Source organism: Citrobacter sp. KH_055_1 (assembly GCF_057838705.1).
On record NZ_CM174473.1, the window covers coordinates 3,240,196 to 3,262,021 of the forward strand.

Below are 21,826 nucleotides of genomic sequence, written 5' to 3' on the forward strand. Positions count from 1 at the left end.
CTTAATTAAGACTCAGAATTTTGTCCGGTTGCCGACTCGGTGTACCATGCCCAAAGACACAATTCTCAACCTTAATCTGGAATAACTGATGACCACTCGCGTGATTGCCCTGGATTTAGACGGTACGTTGCTGACCCCGAAAAAAACCTTACTGCCCTCTTCTCTCGAAGCGCTCTCGCGCGCCAGAGAAGCCGGCTACCAACTTATCATTGTCACAGGTCGCCATCACGTTGCTATTCATCCTTTTTATCAGGCACTGGCGCTGGATACACCTGCAATTTGCTGTAATGGCACTTACTTGTATGATTATCAGGCAAAAAAGGTTCTGCAATCCGATCCCCTTCCCGTTGATCAGGCGCTGCAACTGATCGATCTGCTGGAGGCACATCAGATCCACGGTCTGATGTATGTAGACGATGCCATGCTGTATGAGCGCCCGACCGGGCATGTGGTACGTACCGCAAACTGGGCGCAAACCCTGCCGCCGGAGCAGCGTCCCACCTTTACCCAGGTCCCCTCACTGGCGCAGGCCGCGCAGGACGTTAACGCCGTCTGGAAATTTGCCCTGACCGACGAAGATATTCCTAAGCTGCAGCAGTTTGGCAAGCACGTTGAGCAACAGCTGGGACTGGAGTGCGAATGGTCATGGCACGATCAGGTCGACGTGGCCCGCAAAGGCAACAGCAAAGGAAAACGCCTGACCCAGTGGATTGAAGCACAGGGGGGGTCAATGGAGAATGTCATCGCCTTTGGCGACAACTTTAACGATATCAGTATGCTGGAAGCCGCAGGCACCGGCGTGGCGATGGGTAATGCAGATGACGCGGTCAAGGCCCGCGCCAATATCGTGATTGGTGACAACACCACCGACAGCATCGCCAAATTTATTTATTCTCACCTGCTGTAATCAGGCGGTTATCGACACGCTCTTAATTTGCGCGTACAGCCACAGGCCAGGTTTGATGCCCAGTTCATCCCTGGCCCACGGGCTGATCCTCGCCCACAGCGTTTTACCGCCGACCTCAAGCTGCACTTCCACCTGCCCGTTGTCGTCATAGCACTGCGCGACCTTGGCGCGCAACACGTTGCGAATACTGGTCTGCTGCGGCGGTTGTAATACCAGTGATACATCCGAGGCCTGAATACGAATACGCAGCGCGGTTTGCAGCGGCTGCTCCAGTTTATTAACCCACAGATGCTGGTCGCCCAGCGCCAGCGCGGTCATTGAATAATGCGGATGATGTTCCAGCACGCTGACTTTGAGGATGCTGCTTTGCTGTTCTTTCGGTAGCCAGGGGTGCATCACGCTGCTGCCCCAGACATCCTCCAGCGAGCCAAACGCTTTTACCTGGCCGTTCTCCAGCACCATCACTTTATCGGCCAGATGCAAAATCTCATCCAGCGAATGGCTGACATACAGCATCGGGATGTTGATTTCGCGCGCCAGGCGTTGCAGGTAGGGTAGCAGTTCACGCTTACGCGGAATATCCAGTGACGCCAGCGGCTCGTCAAGCAGCAGCAACTCAGGCGCGGTCAGCAGCGCCCGACCAATGGCCACGCGCTGTTTTTCACCGCCGGAAAGGCTACCAGGCAGGCGCTCGAGTAGCGGTTCAATCCCTAACAACGTCACCAGCTTATCAAACTGCCCGGCCATGCTTTTCGCCATGCCGTAGCGCAGGTTACCGCGCACTTTATAATGCGGGAACAGGCGCGCATCCTGAAAAACGTAGCCGACCCGGCGTTTTTCAGGGGTTAAACAGATGCCATTTTCTACATCGTTCAACACCCGACCGTTGAGCACAATGCGCCCGGACTGCGGCTTCGTCAGTCCGCTAATGGCGTTAATCAGCGAGGTTTTGCCCGCCCCGGACACGCCAAAAATCGCGGTAATGCCAGTGGCGGGTAACGTTTCGTTGAGCGTCAGACAGTGCGAGCCTAACGTCTGGGTGAAATTCAGTTCCAGCATGATTATCGCCCCGTCCGTTCGCGGCTGATGCGCGCCAGCCACTCAGAAATCAGTAGCGAAATTAACGCCAGCACAATAGAAATCATGCAAAGTCTCGCCGCCGCGCTTTCACCGCCAGGAGTCTGGATCAGGGTGTACATCGCCGAAGGGATAGTGCGGGTTTCGCCAGGAATATTGGAAACGAAGGTGATCGTCGCGCCGAACTCGCCGAGCGAGCGGGCAAATGCCAGCACCGTGCCGACAATAATGCCCGGTAGCATCAGCGGCAAGGTGATGGTCAGGAATACGCGCCAGCGACCGGCCCCCAGCGTACGGGCGGCCTGTTCCAGCTTGACGTCCACGCCTTCAAGCGCCAGACGGATGGCCCTCACCATCAGCGGGAAAGACATCACCGCCGCCGCCAGCACCGCGCCGCGCCAGCTGAAGGCAAACGTAATACCAAACCAGTCGTACAGCCGCTCGCCGATAAATCCGCGTCGCCCCATGGCCACTAACAGCAGATAACCGACCACCACCGGTGGCAGTACCAGTGGCAAGTGCAGCACGCTGTCGAGCAGAGCTTTACCTGGAAACGTGCAGCGCACCAGCAGCCAGGCAAAGAAGATCCCAAACGGCAGGCTGAACAGCACGGCCAGGGAAGAAACTTTCAGGCTCAGTATAACGGCCTGCCATTCAGGATCGCTGAGTATCATTACTTGGTCGTAAATCCATAACGTTTAAAGATTTCAGCAGCCTGCGGTCCTTTCAGGTAATCATAGAACGCGCTGACCGTGGCGTTAGAATGCCCATCAACAATCGCGATAGGGTATTCGACTTTTTTGTGTGAATCTTCCGGGAACGTGGCGACTACTTTGACGCCTTTGCTGGCGACGGCATCGGAACCGTAAACAATCCCCAGCGGCGCTTCGTTACGTTCGACCAGCGCCAGTGCGCCGCGTACGTCTTCAGCTGGGGCCAGTTTCGGCGCCAGAGTATCCCATGCGCCCAGTTTTTGCAGCGCTTCTTTGGCATAAATGCCCGCCGGAACATGTTCCGGGTCACCGACCGCCAGACGCCCACCGTTCAACAGGTTGGTCCAGTTGGTTTTACTGTCGATGGTAAACGCTTTCTGCTCGCTCGCTTTTGGCGCCACGACCACCAGGCTGTTACCGAGCAGCGTTTTACGCGATGCGGTGTCGATAGACTTTTTGTCTACCGCATAATCCATCCATTTCTGGTCGGCAGAAATAAACAGATCGGCGGGCGCACCGGCTTCAATCTGGCGCGCCAGCGTAGAAGACGAGGCAAAAGAGGAGACGACGTCCACGTTCTTCTCTTTTTTATACAGGGCTGCAATGTCCTGCATCGCATTCGTCAGCGACGCCGCGGCGAACACCGTAATTTTGCCTTCATCCGCCAATGCATGCCCGGCAACAGAAAGAGAGAGTGTTGCCCCTGCAAACAAGCGTAACCATGTACGTGCCATCTGTAACTCCTTTGAGCTTCGTTATGTACGCAGTAATATAACGATTAATTCAGGATTTTCCCAGTGGTTATTCGTACCCATCAAAGGTTATATAAAGAAATTATCGGCAGGAAAAGCAGGATCTTGAGAAACCACAGGCACCGAAAACGAGCTGGAAGGCGAAAAAGATAAACGCCCGACTGAGCGGGCGTTTGGGGAATCAATGGTTCTGTTTGGACTGATCTTTCTGACCGATACCGGAGAAAATGTTGAACACTTCACCCAGTCCGTAAATCAGCCCCAGAATGATGGCCATCACCACAGGAACCATGATTACGGCGAATACCAGACTTTTCAATAACTCTAACATGATCAACTCCAGATATAGTCCTTAGCTGTATTTTAACCCCATAACGCAGAATTGCACTCCCCTTTTGTGCGGTCGACTTTGCGCGCGCGCGGTTTTCCGTCACAATATCCCTTTTGCCAGGAGCTTGATATGCAGGCCGAAATCCTTCTTACCCTGAAACTTCAGCAAAAGCTGTTTGCCGATCCCCGCCGCATTTCGCTGCTTAAGCACATTGCGCTTTCCGGCTCTATTAGTCAGGGCGCGAAGGATGCGGGCATCAGTTATAAAAGCGCCTGGGATGCCATCAATGAGATGAACCAGCTCAGTGAGCAAACGCTGGTAGAGCGCGCCACCGGCGGCAAAGGCGGCGGCGGCGCGGTATTAACCCGCTATGGCCAGCGCCTAATCCAACTTTACGATTTGCTGGCACAAATTCAGCAGAAAGCGTTTGATGTCCTGAGCGACGACGACGCCCTGCCGCTGAACAGTTTGCTGGCAGCCATCTCCCGTTTTTCACTGCAAACCAGCGCCCGTAACCAGTGGTTTGGCACCATTACCGCACGCGACCACTCTCAGGTTCAGCAGCATGTTGATGTCCTGCTGGCCGATGGCGAAACGCGGCTGAAAGTCGCGTTGACGGCGCAAAGTGGCGAACGTTTAGGGCTGGATGAGGGTAAAGAAGTGCTGGTCCTGCTGAAGGCGCCATGGGTGGGGATCACCCAGGACGACGCTATCGCCCAGGCGGCTGATAACCAACTACAGGGGACCATCAGCCATATTGAGCGCGGCGCCGAACAGTGCGAAGTGTTAATGGCGCTGCCCGATGGCCAGACGCTGTGCGCCACGGTTCCGTCGGAAGACGCCGCGACGCTGCAAGAAGGCGCTAACGTCACCGCATATTTCAACGCCGACAGAGTGATTATTGCCACGTTGTGTTGAGTCGATTGACATCGGCTCGCAGAACACGTATCCCTGTTGTTCATTGCTGCAAAACATGGGATATAAAATGTCATCGTTGCAAATTTCGCAAGGCACGTTTCGTCTGAGCGACACAAAAACGCTCCAGTTGAATACGTTGACGTTGAACGCGGGGGATAGCTGGGCGTTTGTCGGTTCTAACGGCAGTGGGAAATCCGCGTTAGCGCGTGCGCTGGCGGGGGAATTGCCGCCGTTAAAAGGCGAGCGCCGCTGTCAGTTCACGCGTATCACCCGACTCTCCTTTGAGCAGTTGCAACAACTGGTCAGCGACGAATGGCAGCGTAATAACACCGATCTCCTCAGCCCCGGCGAAGACGACACCGGACGCACGACGGCAGAAATCATTCTCGATGAAATCAAAAATCCAGCGCGATGCAAAGCGCTGGCGCAGCAGTTTGGCATTACGCATCTGCTCGACAGGCGTTTCAAATACCTCTCTACCGGCGAAACACGTAAAACCCTGCTTTGTCAGGCGCTGATGTCGGAACCGGAATTGCTGATCCTGGATGAACCGTTTGACGGACTGGACGTTGCGTCACGTCATCAGTTAGCGGATTTGCTCGCCACGTTGCATCAGGCAGGTATTACGCTGGTGCTGGTCCTCAACCGCTTTGATGAGATTCCAGAATTCGTGCAGTTTGCTGGCGTCCTCGCGGATTGCACCCTGACTGAAACCGGCGAGAAAGCCGGTTTACTGCAACAGGCATTGATAGCCCAGCTTGCGCATAGCGAACAACTGGCCGGGATTACATTACCCGAACCCGATGAACCCTCTGTTCGCCGTACGTTGGCCGATCACGAGCCGCGTATTGTGCTCAACGATGGCGTGGTCTCGTATAACGATCGCCCTATTCTGCATCACTTGAGCTGGCAGGTGAATCCAGGCGAACACTGGCAAATTGTCGGCCCAAATGGCGCGGGGAAATCCACCCTGCTCAGCTTAATCACCGGCGATCACCCACAGGGTTACAGCAACGCACTGACGCTGTTTGGTCGTCGTCGCGGCAGCGGTGAAACCATCTGGGATATTAAAAAACACATTGGCTATGTCAGCAGCAGCCTGCACCTCGAGTACCGCGTCAGTACCACGGTACGCAACGTGATCCTCTCTGGTTATTTTGATTCGATCGGTATCTACCAGGCGGTTTCTGACCGGCAGCGTAAGCTGGTACAGCAGTGGTTAGACATTCTGGGCATCGATAAGCGTACTGCCGACGCGCCGTTTCACAGCCTTTCCTGGGGTCAGCAGCGACTGGCGCTGATTGTTCGCGCGCTGGTTAAGCACCCTACTCTGTTAATCCTCGATGAACCCTTGCAGGGGCTGGATCCGCTGAATCGCCAGTTGATCCGCCGTTTTGTTGATGTGCTGATCGGCGAAGGTGATACCCAGCTGCTGTTCGTTTCTCACCACGCCGAGGATGCGCCAGCCTGTATTACGCATCGACTGGAGTTTGTGCCTGACGGCGAGATCTATGGCTATCGACAAACGTCCCTGGAATAATAAACATGTTATTTCAGGCAAGCTGTTCCGTTCACCTCATGTATATAGCTTCTCCGATGCCACACTACCCGTGAACGGGTAAAGGGCGTTCTCCGCCACGCCCTTTACAATCCCGGCTCCCGGCGGGAAAATTGCCACTTCGTGGTCCCCTCCGCTAATTCCTCCAGGCTACCGGGCCGGGCGCGAGGAAGCCTCCATGCAAAACGCGCCCTGAACCCGCATCCCTGCGGGTTCTCCCGGCCTTACGGAAACTCGTCGGCAATTTTCAGCCGGACCAGCCCACACCTAACCACCGGTGTTGTTATTTGAACTTACCTGAACAGAGAAATTAATTTGACTGAAAGTCAGAGCGCTGAAGCGACATCCTGCTTCGGGCTAATACATTTTCCATACATGTCTAACTGACGTGCTGTACGCATTGGACGCCCATTTTTTTACCTGCTTTTTCGGATAAATGGCGCAGTCGTGAACAAAACCTATGATTTACAATTAAAAAAAAGACGCTAAACGGTGAAAACACTGAAGTGTAAACGATTCCACTAATTTATTCCATGTCACACTTTTCGCATCTTTGTTATGCTAGGATCATTCCATACCATAGGCTTAACGGAGCGAATTATGAGAGTATTGGTTACAGGTGGTAGCGGTTACATCGGAAGCCACACGTGCGTGCAGTTACTGAAAAACGGTCACGACGTAGTGATCCTTGATAACCTCTGCAACAGTAAGCGCAGCGTACTGCCCGTTATCGAGCGTTTAGGCACGAAGCATCCGACCTTCATTGAAGGGGATATCCGCAACGAAGCGCTGATCACCGAAATTCTCCACGATCACGCCATTGATACGGTCATTCACTTTGCCGGTCTGAAGGCCGTGGGTGAGTCTGTTGCCAAACCGCTGGAATACTATGACAACAACGTCAACGGTACCCTGCGTCTGGTAAACGCGATGCGCGCCGCCAACGTCAAGAACTTCATCTTCAGCTCCTCAGCCACAGTCTATGGCGATCAGCCGCAAATTCCTTACGTTGAAAGCTTCCCAACCGGAACCCCGCAAAGCCCGTACGGCAAAAGCAAACTGATGGTCGAGCAGATCCTAACCGATCTGCAAAAAGCCCAGCCAGAGTGGAGCATCGCGCTGCTGCGCTACTTCAACCCGGTTGGCGCACATCCGTCAGGCGATATGGGCGAAGATCCGCAGGGCATTCCCAACAACCTGATGCCTTACATTGCTCAAGTTGCCGTTGGCCGCCGCGAGTCGCTTGCGGTATTTGGCAACGACTACCCTACCGAAGATGGTACCGGCGTTCGCGATTACATCCACGTGATGGATCTCGCCGACGGGCACGTTGTCGCTATGGAAAAACTGGCGGGTAAACAAGGTGTGCATATTTATAACCTCGGCGCGGGCGTCGGCAGCAGCGTACTGGACGTGGTCAACGCCTTCAGTAAAGCCTGTGGTAAACCGATTAACTACCATTTTGCACCGCGTCGTGACGGCGATCTTCCCGCCTACTGGGCAGATGCCAGCAAAGCCGATCGCGAATTAAACTGGCGCGTAACCCGCACGCTGGACGAAATGGCACAAGACACCTGGCACTGGCAGTCACGCCATCCGCAAGGATATTCGGATTAAGGACACGTCATGACGCAATTCAATCCTGTCGATCATCCACACCGCCGCTTTAACCCGCTTACCGGGCAGTGGATCCTCGTCTCACCACATCGCGCCAAACGCCCCTGGCAAGGGGCGCAGGAGACACCGTCTAAGCAGGTTCTCCCTGCACATGACCCGGACTGCTTCCTGTGTGCAGGTAACACGCGCGTAACCGGTGATAAAAACCCGGATTACACCGGCACCTACGTCTTTACCAATGATTTTGCCGCGCTGATGTCCGACACCCCGGACGCACCGGACAGTCACGATCCGTTGATGCGCTGTCAGAGCGCACGTGGAACCAGCCGTGTCATTTGCTTCTCACCCGATCACAGCAAAACGCTGCCGGAACTCAGCGTGCCTGCGCTGACGGAGATTGTGAAAACGTGGCAGATGCAAACGGCCGATCTGGGGAAAACCTATCCCTGGGTACAAGTGTTTGAAAATAAAGGCGCAGCGATGGGGTGCTCGAACCCACATCCGCACGGTCAGATTTGGGCCAATAGCTTCCTGCCCAATGAAGCAGAGCGTGAAGACCGCCTGCAAAAAGAGTATTTCGCTGAGCAAGGCAAACCGATGCTGGTCGATTACGTCCAGCGTGAACAGGCAGACGGCAGCCGCACGGTGGTGGAAACCGAGCACTGGCTGGCGGTCGTGCCTTACTGGGCGGCATGGCCGTTTGAAACGCTGCTACTGCCTAAAGCACATGTGCTGCGTATTACTGATTTAACCGACGCGCAGCGTGCCGACCTGGCGCTGGCGCTGAAGAAACTGACCAGCCGTTACGACAATCTGTTCCAGTGTTCTTTCCCTTATTCCATGGGCTGGCACGGCGCACCGTTTAATGGCGAAGAGAATCAACACTGGCAGCTGCACGCGCATTTTTATCCGCCCCTGCTGCGTTCCGCGACCGTGCGTAAATTTATGGTCGGTTATGAAATGCTGGCGGAAACCCAGCGCGACCTGACGGCAGAACAAGCCGCCGAGCGTTTGCGTGCGGTCAGTGACATCCATTTTCGCGAATCCGGAGTTTAAAAAATGAGTCTGAAAGAAAAAACACAATCTCTGTTTGCTGAAACATTTGGCTACCCTGCCACCCATACGATTCAGGCGCCCGGTCGCGTCAACCTGATTGGCGAACATACCGACTATAACGACGGCTTCGTTCTGCCTTGCGCCATCGACTACCAAACCGTGATCAGCTGTGCGACGCGTGACGATCGCATCGTGCGCGTGATTGCCGCTGACTACGAGAATCAGGTTGATGAGTTTTCTCTCGACGCGCCGATTATCGCCCATGACAGCCAGCAGTGGTCGAACTATGTCCGCGGCGTGGTAAAACACCTGCAAAAGCGTAATAACGCCTTTGGCGGTGCCGATCTGGTGATCAGCGGCAATGTACCGCAGGGCGCTGGCTTAAGCTCCTCAGCGTCGCTGGAAGTGGCGGTCGGCACCGTGTTCCAGCAGCTTTATCACCTGCCGCTCGACGGCGCGCAGATTGCCCTGAACGGTCAGGAAGCCGAAAACCAGTTCGTCGGTTGCAACTGCGGCATCATGGATCAGCTGATTTCCGCGCTGGGCAAGAAAGATCATGCGCTACTGATCGACTGCCGTACGCTGGGTACCAAAGCGGTCTCCATGCCTGAAGGCGTCGCCGTGGTGATCATTAACAGTAACTTTAAGCGTACGCTGGTCGGCAGTGAGTACAACACCCGTCGCGAGCAGTGCGAAACCGGCGCGCGCTTCTTCCAGCAACCCGCGCTGCGTGATGTCAGCCTTGAGGCATTCAACGCCGTCGCCCATGAGTTGGACCCGATCGTCGCCAAACGCGTCCGCCACGTGATCACCGAAAATGCCCGTACCGTGGAAGCCGCTGATGCCCTGGCAAAAGGTGACCTGCTGCGCATGGGCCAGTTGATGGCGGAATCTCACGCCTCCATGCGCGATGACTTTGAAATTACCGTGCCGCAAATTGATACCCTGGTGGAGATCGTCAAAGCGACCATCGGCTCCCAGGGCGGCGTGCGCATGACCGGCGGCGGCTTCGGCGGCTGCATTGTGGCGCTGATCCCTGAAGCGTTGGTTCCTGCGGTACAGCAGGCTGTCGCTGCGCAGTACGAAGCGAAAACAGGTATCAAAGAAACCTTCTATGTGTGTAAACCTTCACAAGGAGCCGGACAGTGCTAAACGAAATTCCCGTCATGGCCCCCGATGGCCAGCCGTTTCGTCTGCTGACCCTGCGTAATGACGCAGGGATGGTGGTCAACCTGATGGACTGGGGCGCAACGCTGTTGTCGGCCCGCATTCCTCTGAGCGATGGTAGCGTGCGTGAAGCATTGCTCGGCTGCGCCAGCCCGGAGCAATATCCTGATCAGGCTGCGTTTCTGGGGGCATCGATTGGCCGCTACGCGAACCGTATCGCCAACAGCCGTTACACCTTCGCTGGTGAAACCATTGAATTACTGCCAAGCCAGGGTGAAAACCAGCTGCACGGCGGGCCGGACGGTTTCGATAAACGTCGCTGGCAGATAGTGAATCAGAATGATCGTCAGGTGCTGTTCGCACTGACCTCTGACGATGGCGACCAGGGTTTCCCTGGCCACCTTTGCGCGACAGCGCAGTATCGCCTGACCGACGACAATCGCATTTCAATCACCTATCGCGCGACGGTCGATAAGCCCTGCCCGGTGAATCTGACCAACCACGTTTATTTCAACCTCGACGGTGATAAAACCGATGTCCGCCAGCATAAGCTGCAGATCCTCGCCGACACGTATCTGCCGGTTGATGCGATGGGTATCCCACACGAGGGCCTAAAGCCGGTGGCGGGCACTTCTTTTGACTTCCGTACGCCAAAAGTTATCGCCAGCGAATTTCTGGCCGATGACGATCAGCACCACGTAAAAGGTTACGATCACGCCTTCCTGCTACAGGCACAAGGTGATGCCCGTAAGCCGGTCGCGCTGCTGTGGTCGCAGGATGAAAAATTGCAGATGGAGGTCTACACCTCGGCCCCGGCTTTGCAATTCTACTCCGGGAATTTCCTCGGCGGCACGCCGTCCCGTGGTCCAGAGGCGTACGCCGACTGGCAAGGTCTGGCGCTGGAAAGCGAGTTTCTGCCGGACAGCCCGAACCATCCGGAATGGCCGCAACCGGACTGCTTCCTGCGCCCGGGCGAAGAGTACGCCAGCGTGACGGAATACCGGTTTATTCCGGCCTGACGACTAACCATGACGAGTCCAGTATCGGGCTCGTCGTTTATTGCCCTCCCCCAACCTGCTCAAAGCCTCACCACCAAAAGCCAAAATCGCAACCTTGAGTTCACAAGAACCTTACACTGTGCAGCTATTTTCGCTATGGTTATGCGTAAGCATTGCCGCTGACGCATTACGGCAATATAATGAGAACTATTATCATTCAATATGGTTTATAGGAGTGAGTGTATGGCTGTAACTAAGCTGGTTCTGGTACGTCACGGTGAAAGTCAGTGGAACAACGAAAACCGCTTTACCGGTTGGTACGATGTTGATCTGTCCGAGAAAGGCGTAGGCGAAGCAAAAGCGGCAGGCAAACTGCTGCGAGAGGAAGGCTACAGCTTCGATTTTGCTTACACTTCTGTGCTAAAACGTGCCATCCACACCCTGTGGAACGTACTGGATGAACTGGATCAAGCGTGGCTACCGGTTGAAAAATCCTGGAAGCTGAACGAACGTCATTACGGCGCTCTGCAGGGTCTGAACAAAGCCGAAACCGCTGAAAAATACGGTGACGAGCAGGTTAAACAATGGCGTCGTGGCTTCGCGGTAACACCGCCGGAGCTGACCAAAGATGACGAGCGCTATCCGGGGCACGATCCGCGTTATGCTCAACTCACTGACAAAGAGCTGCCGGTTACCGAAAGCCTGGCGCTGACCATCGAGCGTGTTATCCCTTACTGGAACGAAACCATTCTGCCGCGCATGAAAAACGGTGAGCGCGTGATTATCGCTGCTCACGGTAACTCCCTGCGTGCGCTGGTGAAATACCTGGATAACATGGGCGAAGATGAAATTCTGGAACTGAACATTCCGACCGGCGTACCGCTGGTGTATGAGTTCGACGAAAACTTCAAGCCGATCAAACGTTACTATCTGGGTAATGCTGACGAGATCGCGGCAAAAGCGGCCGCCGTTGCCAACCAGGGTAAAGCGAAGTAATTTCTTCGCTGAATATAAAAAAGCGCGGATTATCCGCGCTTTTTTTATTTCGCTGCTACCCGGCAGTCTGCGCAGAAAAGCCTGATGGCGCTACGCTTATCAGGCCTACGAGACTCGGTTAGCCGCGACGCGTTTTGACCGCGTTTGCCAACTGGCGTAACACCGCATCAGTATCTTCCCAGCCGATGCAGGCATCAGTAATGCTCTTACCGTAGGTCAGCGGCTCGCCGCTATCCGGATTCTGATTACCTTCCACCAGATGACTTTCAATCATCACGCCAATAATCGCTTTCTCACCGCCAGCAACCTGTCCGCAAACGTCTTTCGCGACATCCATCTGCTTTTTAAACTGCTTGCTGGAGTTTGCATGGCTAAAGTCAATCATCACCTGCGGGGACAGACCTGCTTTAACCAGCCCTTCCTTCACGTCTGCAACGTGCTGAGCACTGTAGTTTGGCTCTTTACCACCGCGCAGAATGATATGGCAGTCACCATTACCACTGGTATTCACAATGGCTGAATGACCCCATTTGGTCACCGACAGGAAACAGTGCGGCGCGCCAGCGGCGTTGATGGCATCAATGGCCACTTTGATCGTACCGTCAGTCCCGTTTTTAAAGCCAACCGGGCAGGAAAGACCGGACGCCAGCTCACGGTGAACCTGGGACTCCGTCGTACGTGCGCCGATCGCCCCCCAGCTCATCAGATCGGCCAGGTACTGTGGGGTGATCATATCAAGGAATTCACCCGCTGCTGGCAAGCCGCTGTCGTTAATATCCAGCAGCAACTTACGCGCTATGCGCAGGCCATCGTTGATCTGGAAGCTGTTATCCATATGCGGATCGTTGATCAGCCCCTTCCAGCCTACGGTGGTACGCGGCTTTTCAAAATAGACGCGCATGACAATTTCAAGCTCGTCTTTAAGCTCATCACGCAGCGCCAGCAGGCGAGCGGCATAGTCTTTGGCGGCTGCCGGATCATGAATCGAGCACGGCCCGATCACAACCAGTAAGCGATCGTCGCTGCCTTTCAGAATTTTATGAATCGCTTTGCGGGCGTGAGCAACCGTATTTGCGGCATTTTCAGTAGCAGGGAATTTTTCCAGCAGTGCGACCGGGGGGAGTAACTCGTTGATCTCTTTAATGCGTAAATCGTCGTTCTGATAATTCATGATTATTCCAGCGTTGCCATACTTATATAAATGAATGCAATCCCTCCAATCTATATCTTCAGTTCTAAAGTGTAAACGGGGTTTTACACTTTGGACGGATTAATCCTGGAATAAGCCAAAAAAACGCAATAAAGTAGCGATAAACGAGATCCAAACTACAATTTATAACTGCAACAGCTTATTTTTTTATTAATTTCAATATTCTATGCTGGTTTTAATTTTCATACTGAAATAGTTAACTACCTTCTGAGGATTTAACTGGCACATGCACTGTTGGAAGAGGTTATCCGACATATCGACCATAACAGGAGCATATTATGCAAATGACAAAGCTGGCCTCACTCTTTCTTACTGCCACTCTTAGCCTCGCCAGCGGCGCGGCGTTGGCTGCAGACGCAAACACGCAGTCAAATAACGGTCAGGCGAATTCTTCGGCGGATGCCGGGCAAACCGCACCGGACGCACGCGAGAACGTGGCACCGAATAATGTCGACAACAACAACGTTAATTCGGGCGGCACCATGCTGCATCCGAACGGTTCATCAATGAATCATGAAGGGATGACCAAAGACGAGATGCACAAAAACTCAATGTGCAAAGACGGTCGTTGTCCGGATATCAACAAGAAGGTAGAGACCGGAAACGGTATCAACAATGACGTAGACACCAAAACCGACGGCACCACCCAGTAAAGCTAAAAATATGGCTAATAACGGGAGAGCAAAAGCTCTCCTTTTTAATTTTGTCAGCCCAAACCCGGTATGATGTCATACAGTAATGATGAGAATAACAAAGGGATGACATTATGGCGCACTCACATACCCCCACTTCCCCTGACCTGCCCAAAGATAATAACGCCCGTCGACTGCTGTTCGCCTTCTGCATTACGGCGGGATTTATGTTCGTGGAGGTGGTCGGCGGGATCCTGTCAGGCTCGCTGGCGCTGCTGGCGGACGCCGGCCATATGCTGACAGATGCAGCCGCTCTGCTTTTTGCACTGCTGGCTGTCAGGTTTGCTCGCCGACCGCCGACCATCCGACACACGTTCGGCTGGCTGAGGCTCACGACGCTGGCCGCGTTTGTGAACGCTATCGCGCTAGTGGTGATCACCATTTTAATCGTCTGGGAGGCGATAGAGCGCTTCTATACCCCACGACCGGTAGCTGGCGGCATGATGATGGTGATTGCCGTGGCAGGTTTACTGGCTAACGTTCTTGCCTTTTGGGTGCTGCATCGCGGGAGCGAGGAGAAGAACCTCAATGTTCGCGCCGCGGCCTTGCACGTAATGGGCGATTTACTGGGGTCGGTTGGCGCGATCATCGCGGCGTTGATCATCATCTGGACTGGCTGGACGCCAGCGGATCCGATCCTGTCGATTCTGGTTTCCGTGCTGGTACTGCGTAGCGCCTGGCGGTTATTGAAAGATAGCGTGAACGAATTACTCGAAGGCGCACCGCTGTCACTGGATATTCCCGCGCTACAGCGCCACCTCAGCCGGGATATTCCTGAAGTTCGCAACGTGCACCATGTGCACGTCTGGATGGTGGGTGAGAAACCGGTGATGACGCTACATGTGCAGGTGGTTCCCCCGCACGATCACGACGCATTGCTGGAACGCATTCAACATTTCCTGACGCATCATTATCAGATTGAACACGCAACGATCCAGATGGAATATCAGCCATGCAACGGACCGGACTGCCACCTGTATCAGGGACTGTCCGGCCATTCACATCACCATCACTAAGGGGAGAGCGCGCGTGAGCCACGTTCGCGCGCGCTGTTCATCCACATCCTGCTGCCGTTAAGCGCAATAACGGTGAGGATCATGTATTCCAGCGACATCGCATACACGCCTTGTAGGGCGAAGATCACCACGCTGATGACGTTAATGATCACCCACAGCAGCCAGTTTTCAACGTATTTCCGCGTCATCAGGATCATCGCCGCAATCGACAGCACCATCATGCAGGAATCCCAGAACGGGAATGCATCGGGTTGCAACTCAGGTGCGGCAACCTGTAATCCCAGCCCTTGCATAATGTTCACGGCCATACGGGTCAGAAACGCGAAGACCGGATCGATAAATACCGTCATCAGACCAATCGCCACCACGCAAGCCGCCAGCCAACCTAGCGCTTTCGGCAGCGGCAGCCAGCGAATTTTCAGCTCAGCCTCATGTTGGCTGGTTTGCCGGGACCAGGCATACCAGCCGTAGATATTGGCGGCAAAAAAGAACACCTGTAATAACAGGCTGGCGTAGAGTTGGATCTGAAAGAAGATGATCGCAAACAGCGTGACGTTTATCAGACCAAAGACGTAGTTGCTGATTTTCTCAAGGCTTGCCAAACCAATGCACAGTAAACCGGCAACGGTCCCCACTGCTTCAATCCATGACAGGTCGTATCCCCCCGCGCCAATCGGGATATGAACCAAAATATTCTGCGTGCTAAAAAAATCCATCTTTTCCCCCAGAGCAATACTTTATTTAAGCTCGTAGTGTAGCCGCAAATTCCAGCATGCGGTTTAACGGCAATAGTGCCCCTTCTCGCAGCGCGTCATCAACCTGTATCTCATGGGCTGCCCCACCTTGCTCAAGGCCCTCTGCAATCGCTTTGAGGCCGTTCATCGCCATCCACGGGCAATGCGCACAGCTGCGACAGGTTGCCCCTTCGCCGGCAGTCGGGGCTTCAAGCAACTCTTTGTCCGGCACAGCCTGCTGCATTTTGTAAAAAATACCCCGGTCAGTCGCCACGATAAGCTGCTTATGCGGTAACGTTTTTGCCGCGTTGATGAGCTGACTCGTCGACCCCACGGCATCGGCCATATCGACTATTGATTGAGGCGATTCAGGGTGTACCAGCACGGCTGCGTCGGGATATAACCCTTTCATGCGCGTTAATGCCTGTGTTTTGAATTCGTCATGGACGATACAGGCCCCTTGCCAACAAAGAACATCGGCTCCGGTCTGTTTTTGCACGTAGTTGCCCAGATGCTTGTCCGGAGCCCAGATGATTTTTTCACCTAAACTATCCAGGTGCTCAATAAGTTCAACCGCAATGCTGGATGTCACCACCCAGTCCGCACGCGCTTTCACTGCCGCCGACGTGTTGGCATACACCACGACGGTACGGTCAGGATGCGAATCGCAAAATGCACTGAATGCGTCGATTGGACAGCCCAGGTCTAAGGAACATTCCGCCTGCAGCGTTGGCATCAAAATGGTCTTTTCCGGGCTGAGGATTTTAGCCGTTTCGCCCATAAATCGGACCCCAGCCACCAGCAGCGTAGAGGCCGAATGCTTTGAGCCAAACCGCGCCATCTCCAGCGAGTCAGAAATGCATCCACCGGTTTCCTCAGCCAGCTGTTGGATCTCTGGGTCGGTATAATAGTGCGCCACCATCACAGCATCGCGCTCTTTTAGCAGGCGTTTGATTTTCTCGCGATAAAATTGTTTTTCATCTTCGCTCAGCGGCAGCGGCTTAGGCGGAAACGGATAAATTGCGGCTTCAGGGTCAAACATCACGCTCATCATGCTTTCTCGTTTTACTGGCTTAACGAAATAACCGAGTAAAAGCGTGACGTACGCCATAATCGGTTAGATTTGTTTTATATGCTAAACAAGATAGCGGATTGGCGTAAAAAAGTCACAATAATTGCGTTGGACAATGCCGGATGGCGACTGGCGTCTTATCCGGCCTACAGGTACGGTGTCGATTTGTAGCTTCGTAGATCTGATAAGCGCGGCACCATCAGGAAAGTAGGTTCGAATCTTATAAATCGCAGATAGCAAAAAGGCGCCTTTAGGGCGCCTTTTTACACTGGTGGGGCGTGCAGGATTCGAACCTGCGACCAATTGATTAAAAGTCAACTGCTCTACCAACTGAGCTAACGCCCCCATATGGGGTTTACTGCTTTACTGTTTTCAGGAACCCACCGCGATATTGGTGGGGCGTGCAGGATTCGAACCTGCGACCAATTGATTAAAAGTCAACTGCTCTACCAACTGAGCTAACGCCCCATACGGGTGTTGCCTGAAATATTTTTTACTCGGAACCACCAAAAATAATTGGTGGGGCGTGCAGGATTCGAACCTGCGACCAATTGATTAAAAGTCAACTGCTCTACCAACTGAGCTAACGCCCCGAGTGGTGGGTGATGACGGGATCGAACCGCCGACCCCCTCCTTGTAAGGGAGGTGCTCTCCCAGCTGAGCTAATCACCCGATACTACGCTGGATACTGCTTACTGCTAAGTTAGTGGTGGGGCGTGCAGGATTCGAACCTGCGACCAATTGATTAAAAGTCAACTGCTCTACCAACTGAGCTAACGCCCCACTTTTTTGGCCGCTTTCGGGCTGTTTGATATCCCTTGGCAACGGCGGCATATATTACTGATTTCAGATTTTAGCGCAACAAAAATTTCGATGTAAATAACTCAACTGCTTAGGAATCACACGACGCGACCAGAAATAACACGATTTCTGGTCGCATGGTGCGCATTACATCGCGCCGAGGCGTTTTTGCGCTTGTTTCGCGCCATCAGTACCAGGGTATTTAGTGATAACCTGTTGATAAACCGCTTTGGCTTTTTCTTTATCACCTTTGTCCTGCATGATGACGCCAACTTTGTACATCGCGTCTGCAGCCTTCGGTGATTTCGGGAAGTTTTTAACTACCGATGCAAAATAGAACGCCGCATCATCTTTTTTACCCTTGTTGTAATTCAACTGTCCCAGCCAGTAATTCGCGTTCGGCAGGTAGGTGGAATCAGGGTAATTTTTGATGAAGTTCTGAAATGCTTCAATCGCGTCATCCTGGCGGGATTTATCCTGCACCAGCGCAATTGCCGCATTGTAATCGGTATTCGCATCGCCAGAGCTTGCTGGAACGCCTGACGTCGCTGCTGCGCCTGCACCCGACGCAGGGGCCGCAGCCCCGCTCTGGTCGCCCGCTGCTGGCTGCGCCGCTGGCGTACCACCGCTGCTAAGACTGTCCATCTGCGTCAAAATCTGCTTCTGGCGCTCAACAACCTGATTCAGTTGATACTGACTTTCCTGAATTTGACCACGCAGGGAATCAATATCGGACTGGTTATCGGAGAGTTGTTGCTGGAGTTGGGTTAAAAGCTGACTGTGAGCGTTAGAAATACGCTCGAGTTGAGTGACACGGTCTTCGACCGAGCCTGAGCCGACACTACTGATTGGCGCCTGTGCAAAAGCGGCCCAAGGGGCCGCTATGCCAACCAGTAACGACAGACTCAACAGGTGATGTCTGAAGTTACTGCTCATGCAATTCTCTTAGTAAACCAGTACGGCACGACGGTTTTTGGAGTAAGCCGCTTCGTCATGACCCAGTACTGCAGGTTTTTCTTTACCGTAAGAAACGATGGAGATCTGGTCAGCAGAAACGCCTTTACCCTGCAGGTACATCTTAACGGCGTTCGCACGACGCTCACCCAGGGAAATGTTGTACTCAGGAGTACCACGTTCGTCCGCATGACCTTCTACGGTGACTTTGTAAGACGGGTTGCTACGCAGGAAGTTAGCGTGCGCATCCAGCATTGCAGCGAAGTCAGAACGGATATCGTACTTGTCCAGATCAAAGTAAACGATGTTGTTCTGCTGCAGCTGTTGCATCTGCAGACGCGCTTGCTCTTCGGAGGACATGTTGCCGCTGCCGTTTGCATCCATACCAGTGCCGGCACCCAGCATGCCTTCGCTGCCGTCATTGCTGGCGTTCTTGTTAGAAGAACATGCCGCAATAGCCATAACAGGCAGAGCAATCATCAGCCCTTTCAGCACTTTGTTCAGTTGCATTTCAATGATTCCTTTATTAATCAATTATTTATTATCACAGATACGGCGACCAGGCAGGGAATTTAACCTGACCATCGGTTGCCGGAAGACGCGCCTTGAAACGCCCATCTGTAGAAACCAAATTCAGCACGGATCCCATCCCCTGAGAAGAGCTGTAGATTACCATAGTGCCGTTAGGTGCCAGACTTGGCGTTTCATCCAGGAACGTTGACGACAGAACTTGTACGCCACCCGCTACCAGATCTTGTTTGGCAATGTGTTGCTGCCCACTGTTTGAGCTTACCATTACCATAAATTTACCGTCGCTGCTGACATCCGCATCCTGGTTTTGCGAACCTTCCCAGGTTATGCGCTGCGGAGCACCGCCGTTGACGTTAACTTTGTATACCTGCGGACGACCGGCCTGGTCAGACGTGAAGGCCAGGTTTTGGCTGTCCGGGAACCAGGTTGGTTCCGTGTTGTTGCTGCGACCATCAGTGACCTGACGGATTTGGCCAGAGCCAATGTCCATCACATACAGATTCAGGCTACCGGTTTTAGACAGGGCAAATGCCAGTTTGCTGCCATCCGGAGAGAATGCTGGCGCACCGTTGTGACGCGGGAATGACGCAACCTGACGCACAGCGCCGTTAGACAGCGTCTGGATAACCAGCGCAGAACGACCGCTTTCAAAGGTTACGTAGGCCAGTTTAGACCCGTCCGGAGACCATGCCGGAGACATCAACGGCTGCGGAGAGCGGTGAACCACAAACTGGTTGTAGCCATCGTAGTCAGACACGCGTAATTCATACGGGAACTGGCCACCGTTAGTCTGAACAACGTACGCGATACGGGTACGGAATGCGCCCTTAATACCGGTCAGTTTTTCAAACACTTCGTCACTGGCAGTATGGCCCGCGTAACGCAGCCACTGCTTGTTCACTTTGTAGGTGTTCTGTGCCAGTACGGTACCCGGCGCACCGCCGGTATCCACCAGCTGATAAGCCACGCTGTAGGAACCGTCCGGATTCGGCGTAACCTTACCGACTACTACGGCATCAATACCCAGCGCAGACCATGCCGCAGGCTGAACTTCAGCCGCAGTGCCCGGCTGCTGAGGCAGACGAGACCGGTCTAATGGGTTGAATTTACCGCTGTTACGCAGGTCAGCGCCCACGATACCACCGATATCTTCAGGTGCAGCACCCGGCCCTGCCCACTGGAACGGGACAACACCAATCGGGCGCGCCGAGTCCACCCCTTGGGTGATCTCGATACGTACTTCTGCATGCAGCACCGCTGCCCACAGCATCAGAAAACCAAATGCTACTCGTAATGCCTGCTTCATCATATCTCCCTTATCTGGACCAAAAGCCCACGATAATTTAGCAGAATGTTAACAAACTCAAATACACAAAACTACCAGAACTCTGTCTCAACCTTAGACTGTTTTCGTCCGAAAATACGGAAAAACGGTTACAGTTTAAAATCCAGTTTGGCGTCTTTTATCTTTTCGTAAACAGCCTGGTTAGGCGGTTTAGGAATACTTGCCGATCTCGCCGCCGCTAACGCGGCCTGGCATAGTGCAGGATCTCCACCTTCAGATGTCACACTCTTTAATCGTCCATCTGGTGCCAGGTTAATGTGCAGTACGCATTGTTTACCCTGGTAGAGGCCCGCATCAAACAGACGGCTCTGAATCGCGACCTGAATTTGCTTCGCGTAAGCGCTGATATCAGCACCTGTTGCGCCACCATTCGCACCACTTGTACCACTGTCTTTCGACGGTTGTCCGCTACCTTTCGCGCCACCACCTGATTTCGGTGCATTCTTACCGGAGCTTAAATCACCTAACAGATCGTCAACGCCAGAGGCGGCAGCAGCTTTCTCCGCCGCGGCTTTTTTAGCAGCAGCGGCTTTATCAGCGGCAGCTTTCTTGTCTGCGGCGGCCTTTTCTGCAGCGGCGGCTTTCTTGTCTGCTGCCGCTTTTTCGGCTGCTGCTTTCTTATCAGCAGCGGCCTTTTCAGCGGCGGCAGCTTTCGCGGCTGCAGCTTTCTCTGCAGCTGCAGCGGCCTTCTCTGCTGCGGCCTTCTCGGCAGCAGCTTGCTTAGCGGCTTCTGCTTGTGCTTTTTTCGCTGCATCTGCAGCAGCCTTGGCGGCTTGCGCCTCGGCAACTTTCTTCGCATCAGCGGCGGCTTTTGCTGCGGCGTCAGCCTCTGCTTTTTTCGCCGCGTCAGCGGCGGCTTTCTTCGCAGAATCTGCAGCTTGTTTCGCCTGAGCGTCCGCCTTGGCTTTGGCGTCTGCAGCAGCTTTCGCCGCCGCTTCTTCAGCCTGCTTCTGTTGCTCCTGCGCTTTCGCGGCCGCAGCTTCAGCCTGTTTTTGCTGTTCCGTCTGTTCGCGCACTTTTTCCTGCGCGGCTAAACGTTCTTTCTCTAGCTGCTTCAGTCGTTCCTGCTCGGCCGCCTGCTTCTCACGAAGTTCCTCGGCCTGCTGCTGCGCCTGCTTTTCACGCTGTTCTTCTGCGCGTTTCGCACTTGCCTGCTGCTGCTGTTGCCTGTCGTACTGTTGAACAACGGCACCAGGGTCGACCATGACGGCGTCAATAGACGAACCGCCACCGCCGCCTGAAGCATCAATGTGCTCATCGAACGAACTCCAGATCAGTACCGCAAATAAAATGACATGCAGCACCGCTGAAATAATTATCGCCCGTTTGAGCTTGTCGTTTTGTTCGGTTGCCTTTGACACTCTGGGTTCCCAAAAAACTG

At 53.8% G+C, this 21,826-nt stretch carries 21 protein-coding genes and 5 tRNA genes; 10 read left to right on the forward strand and 16 right to left on the reverse strand.

Features of this window, described 5'->3' with window-relative positions:
* Window positions 1–88: 88 nt before the first annotated feature.
* Complete coding sequence (locus AC3ITF_RS15340; RefSeq protein ID WP_115259019.1) at window positions 89–907, forward strand: pyridoxal phosphatase; 819 nt, start codon at window positions 89–91, stop codon at window positions 905–907.
* Here AC3ITF_RS15340 and modC read toward each other — a convergent pair whose 3' ends face one another.
* The 4 genes from modC to AC3ITF_RS15360 all read right to left on the reverse strand — a co-directional run bounded on the left by modC (window position 908) and on the right by AC3ITF_RS15360 (window position 3,780).
* Window positions 908–1,966 carry a molybdenum ABC transporter ATP-binding protein ModC gene (modC, locus tag AC3ITF_RS15345; protein WP_115259020.1) on the reverse strand — a complete coding sequence of 353 codons (1,059 nt, stop codon included), beginning with the start codon at window positions 1,964–1,966 and terminating at the stop codon, window positions 908–910. It lies immediately after the preceding gene.
* A 2-nt stretch (window positions 1,967–1,968) separates the two neighbouring features.
* Window positions 1,969–2,658 carry a molybdate ABC transporter permease subunit gene (gene modB, locus AC3ITF_RS15350; RefSeq protein WP_117341655.1) on the reverse strand — a complete coding sequence of 230 codons (690 nt, stop codon included), beginning with the start codon at window positions 2,656–2,658 and terminating at the stop codon, window positions 1,969–1,971.
* Entirely contained in the window at window positions 2,658–3,431 is a 774-nt protein-coding gene (gene modA / locus AC3ITF_RS15355) for a molybdate ABC transporter substrate-binding protein (RefSeq protein ID WP_489175811.1), read from the reverse strand. Before modA ends, modB begins: the two co-directional genes overlap by 1 nt.
* A gap of 199 nt (window positions 3,432–3,630) precedes the next feature.
* Window positions 3,631–3,780: an AcrZ family multidrug efflux pump-associated protein gene (locus AC3ITF_RS15360; protein WP_085047482.1), complete on the reverse strand. Its 150-nt coding sequence runs from the start codon at window positions 3,778–3,780 to the stop codon at window positions 3,631–3,633.
* 129 nt (window positions 3,781–3,909) lie between these two features.
* Here AC3ITF_RS15360 and modE point away from each other — a divergent pair, with 129 nt between their 5' ends.
* The 7 genes from modE (at window position 3,910) to gpmA (ending at window position 12,090) form a co-directional block, all read left to right on the forward strand.
* Window positions 3,910–4,698 carry a molybdenum-dependent transcriptional regulator gene (gene modE / locus AC3ITF_RS15365; protein ID WP_096757798.1) on the forward strand — a complete coding sequence of 263 codons (789 nt, stop codon included), beginning with the start codon at window positions 3,910–3,912 and terminating at the stop codon, window positions 4,696–4,698.
* A 67-nt stretch (window positions 4,699–4,765) separates the two neighbouring features.
* Window positions 4,766–6,238, forward strand: coding sequence for a molybdate ABC transporter ATP-binding protein ModF (gene modF, locus AC3ITF_RS15370; protein ID WP_135912372.1), 1,473 nt, complete (start codon window positions 4,766–4,768; stop codon window positions 6,236–6,238).
* A gap of 618 nt (window positions 6,239–6,856) precedes the next feature.
* Entirely contained in the window at window positions 6,857–7,873 is a 1,017-nt protein-coding gene (galE, locus tag AC3ITF_RS15375) for a UDP-glucose 4-epimerase GalE (RefSeq protein WP_096757802.1), read from the forward strand.
* Window positions 7,874–7,882: 9 nt separating this feature from the next.
* The gene (gene galT / locus AC3ITF_RS15380) at window positions 7,883–8,929 is read left to right on the forward strand and encodes a galactose-1-phosphate uridylyltransferase (protein ID WP_117341651.1); all 1,047 of its coding nucleotides are present in this window, start codon (window positions 7,883–7,885) and stop codon (window positions 8,927–8,929) included.
* Window positions 8,930–8,932: 3 nt separating this feature from the next.
* On the forward strand, window positions 8,933–10,081 hold the full coding sequence (galK, locus tag AC3ITF_RS15385; protein WP_137362292.1) for a galactokinase: 1,149 nt from the start codon (window positions 8,933–8,935) through the stop codon (window positions 10,079–10,081).
* Complete coding sequence (gene galM, locus AC3ITF_RS15390) at window positions 10,075–11,115, forward strand: galactose-1-epimerase (RefSeq protein WP_489175812.1); 1,041 nt, start codon at window positions 10,075–10,077, stop codon at window positions 11,113–11,115. The genes galK and galM overlap by 7 nt, the downstream gene beginning before the upstream one ends.
* 222 nt (window positions 11,116–11,337) lie before the next feature.
* Window positions 11,338–12,090 (forward strand): 2,3-diphosphoglycerate-dependent phosphoglycerate mutase, encoded by a 753-nt coding sequence (gpmA, locus tag AC3ITF_RS15395; protein ID WP_489175813.1) that lies wholly within the window; start codon window positions 11,338–11,340, stop codon window positions 12,088–12,090.
* Window positions 12,091–12,208: 118 nt separating this feature from the next.
* On the opposite strand, the gene aroG is transcribed toward gpmA, so the two are convergent.
* Window positions 12,209–13,261: a 3-deoxy-7-phosphoheptulonate synthase AroG gene (gene aroG / locus AC3ITF_RS15400; protein WP_115259029.1), complete on the reverse strand. Its 1,053-nt coding sequence runs from the start codon at window positions 13,259–13,261 to the stop codon at window positions 12,209–12,211.
* A 317-nt stretch (window positions 13,262–13,578) separates the two neighbouring features.
* Between aroG and AC3ITF_RS15405 the strand changes: the two genes are divergently transcribed.
* Window positions 13,579–13,953, forward strand: a complete 375-nt coding sequence (locus AC3ITF_RS15405; RefSeq protein WP_117341648.1) for a YbgS-like family protein — start codon at window positions 13,579–13,581, stop codon at window positions 13,951–13,953.
* A 113-nt stretch (window positions 13,954–14,066) separates the two neighbouring features.
* On the forward strand, window positions 14,067–15,008 hold the full coding sequence (zitB, locus tag AC3ITF_RS15410; protein ID WP_115259031.1) for a CDF family zinc transporter ZitB: 942 nt from the start codon (window positions 14,067–14,069) through the stop codon (window positions 15,006–15,008).
* Here zitB and pnuC read toward each other — a convergent pair.
* The 11 genes from pnuC to tolA form a co-directional block, all read right to left on the reverse strand.
* On the reverse strand, window positions 15,005–15,724 hold the full coding sequence (gene pnuC / locus AC3ITF_RS15415; protein WP_489175814.1) for a nicotinamide riboside transporter PnuC: 720 nt from the start codon (window positions 15,722–15,724) through the stop codon (window positions 15,005–15,007). The two genes, zitB and pnuC, sit on opposite strands and share 4 nt — an antisense overlap.
* 25 nt (window positions 15,725–15,749) lie before the next feature.
* A complete protein-coding gene (gene nadA / locus AC3ITF_RS15420; protein ID WP_117341645.1) occupies window positions 15,750–16,793 on the reverse strand; it encodes a quinolinate synthase NadA in 1,044 nt (347 codons plus the stop codon).
* 290 nt (window positions 16,794–17,083) lie between these two features.
* A tRNA-Lys gene (locus tag AC3ITF_RS15425) sits at window positions 17,084–17,159 on the reverse strand.
* 47 nt (window positions 17,160–17,206) lie between these two features.
* A tRNA-Lys gene (locus tag AC3ITF_RS15430) sits at window positions 17,207–17,282 on the reverse strand.
* Window positions 17,283–17,331: 49 nt separating this feature from the next.
* Window positions 17,332–17,407 (reverse strand) — tRNA-Lys (locus AC3ITF_RS15435).
* 3 nt (window positions 17,408–17,410) lie between these two features.
* A tRNA-Val gene (locus AC3ITF_RS15440) sits at window positions 17,411–17,486 on the reverse strand.
* A 35-nt stretch (window positions 17,487–17,521) separates the two neighbouring features.
* A tRNA-Lys gene (locus AC3ITF_RS15445) sits at window positions 17,522–17,597 on the reverse strand.
* Window positions 17,598–17,762: 165 nt separating this feature from the next.
* Window positions 17,763–18,551, reverse strand: a complete 789-nt coding sequence (gene cpoB, locus AC3ITF_RS15450) for a cell division protein CpoB (protein WP_096757816.1) — start codon at window positions 18,549–18,551, stop codon at window positions 17,763–17,765.
* A gap of 9 nt (window positions 18,552–18,560) precedes the next feature.
* Window positions 18,561–19,079 carry a peptidoglycan-associated lipoprotein Pal gene (gene pal / locus AC3ITF_RS15455; protein ID WP_006685431.1) on the reverse strand — a complete coding sequence of 173 codons (519 nt, stop codon included), beginning with the start codon at window positions 19,077–19,079 and terminating at the stop codon, window positions 18,561–18,563.
* A gap of 34 nt (window positions 19,080–19,113) precedes the next feature.
* Complete coding sequence (gene tolB, locus AC3ITF_RS15460) at window positions 19,114–20,406, reverse strand: Tol-Pal system beta propeller repeat protein TolB (RefSeq protein WP_096757817.1); 1,293 nt, start codon at window positions 20,404–20,406, stop codon at window positions 19,114–19,116.
* A gap of 128 nt (window positions 20,407–20,534) precedes the next feature.
* Window positions 20,535–21,806, reverse strand: a complete 1,272-nt coding sequence (tolA, locus tag AC3ITF_RS15465) for a cell envelope integrity protein TolA (protein WP_117342263.1) — start codon at window positions 21,804–21,806, stop codon at window positions 20,535–20,537.
* Window positions 21,807–21,826 lie beyond the last annotated feature (20 nt).

What these genes read in the sequence shown, in the direction of transcription:
- AC3ITF_RS15360 (WP_085047482.1), bottom strand. Translation starts at nt 3,780, where the DNA reads ATGTTAGAGTTATTGAAAAGTCTGGTATTCGCCGTAATCATGGTTCCT.
- gpmA (WP_489175813.1), top strand. Translation starts at nt 11,338, where the DNA reads ATGGCTGTAACTAAGCTGGTTCTGGTACGTCACGGTGAAAGTCAGTGG.
- AC3ITF_RS15405 (WP_117341648.1), top strand. Translation starts at nt 13,579, where the DNA reads ATGCAAATGACAAAGCTGGCCTCACTCTTTCTTACTGCCACTCTTAGC.
- modB (WP_117341655.1), bottom strand. Translation starts at nt 2,658, where the DNA reads ATGATACTCAGCGATCCTGAATGGCAGGCCGTTATACTGAGCCTGAAA.
- cpoB (WP_096757816.1), bottom strand. Translation starts at nt 18,551, where the DNA reads ATGAGCAGTAACTTCAGACATCACCTGTTGAGTCTGTCGTTACTGGTT.
- aroG (WP_115259029.1), bottom strand. Translation starts at nt 13,261, where the DNA reads ATGAATTATCAGAACGACGATTTACGCATTAAAGAGATCAACGAGTTA.
- modC (WP_115259020.1), bottom strand. Translation starts at nt 1,966, where the DNA reads ATGCTGGAACTGAATTTCACCCAGACGTTAGGCTCGCACTGTCTGACG.
- modA (WP_489175811.1), bottom strand. Translation starts at nt 3,431, where the DNA reads ATGGCACGTACATGGTTACGCTTGTTTGCAGGGGCAACACTCTCTCTT.
- nadA (WP_117341645.1), bottom strand. Translation starts at nt 16,793, where the DNA reads ATGAGCGTGATGTTTGACCCTGAAGCCGCAATTTATCCGTTTCCGCCT.
- modE (WP_096757798.1), top strand. Translation starts at nt 3,910, where the DNA reads ATGCAGGCCGAAATCCTTCTTACCCTGAAACTTCAGCAAAAGCTGTTT.
- AC3ITF_RS15340 (WP_115259019.1), top strand. Translation starts at nt 89, where the DNA reads ATGACCACTCGCGTGATTGCCCTGGATTTAGACGGTACGTTGCTGACC.
- modF (WP_135912372.1), top strand. Translation starts at nt 4,766, where the DNA reads ATGTCATCGTTGCAAATTTCGCAAGGCACGTTTCGTCTGAGCGACACA.
- galE (WP_096757802.1), top strand. Translation starts at nt 6,857, where the DNA reads ATGAGAGTATTGGTTACAGGTGGTAGCGGTTACATCGGAAGCCACACG.
- pal (WP_006685431.1), bottom strand. Translation starts at nt 19,079, where the DNA reads ATGCAACTGAACAAAGTGCTGAAAGGGCTGATGATTGCTCTGCCTGTT.
- galT (WP_117341651.1), top strand. Translation starts at nt 7,883, where the DNA reads ATGACGCAATTCAATCCTGTCGATCATCCACACCGCCGCTTTAACCCG.
- tolB (WP_096757817.1), bottom strand. Translation starts at nt 20,406, where the DNA reads ATGAAGCAGGCATTACGAGTAGCATTTGGTTTTCTGATGCTGTGGGCA.
- pnuC (WP_489175814.1), bottom strand. Translation starts at nt 15,724, where the DNA reads ATGGATTTTTTTAGCACGCAGAATATTTTGGTTCATATCCCGATTGGC.
- zitB (WP_115259031.1), top strand. Translation starts at nt 14,067, where the DNA reads ATGGCGCACTCACATACCCCCACTTCCCCTGACCTGCCCAAAGATAAT.
- galK (WP_137362292.1), top strand. Translation starts at nt 8,933, where the DNA reads ATGAGTCTGAAAGAAAAAACACAATCTCTGTTTGCTGAAACATTTGGC.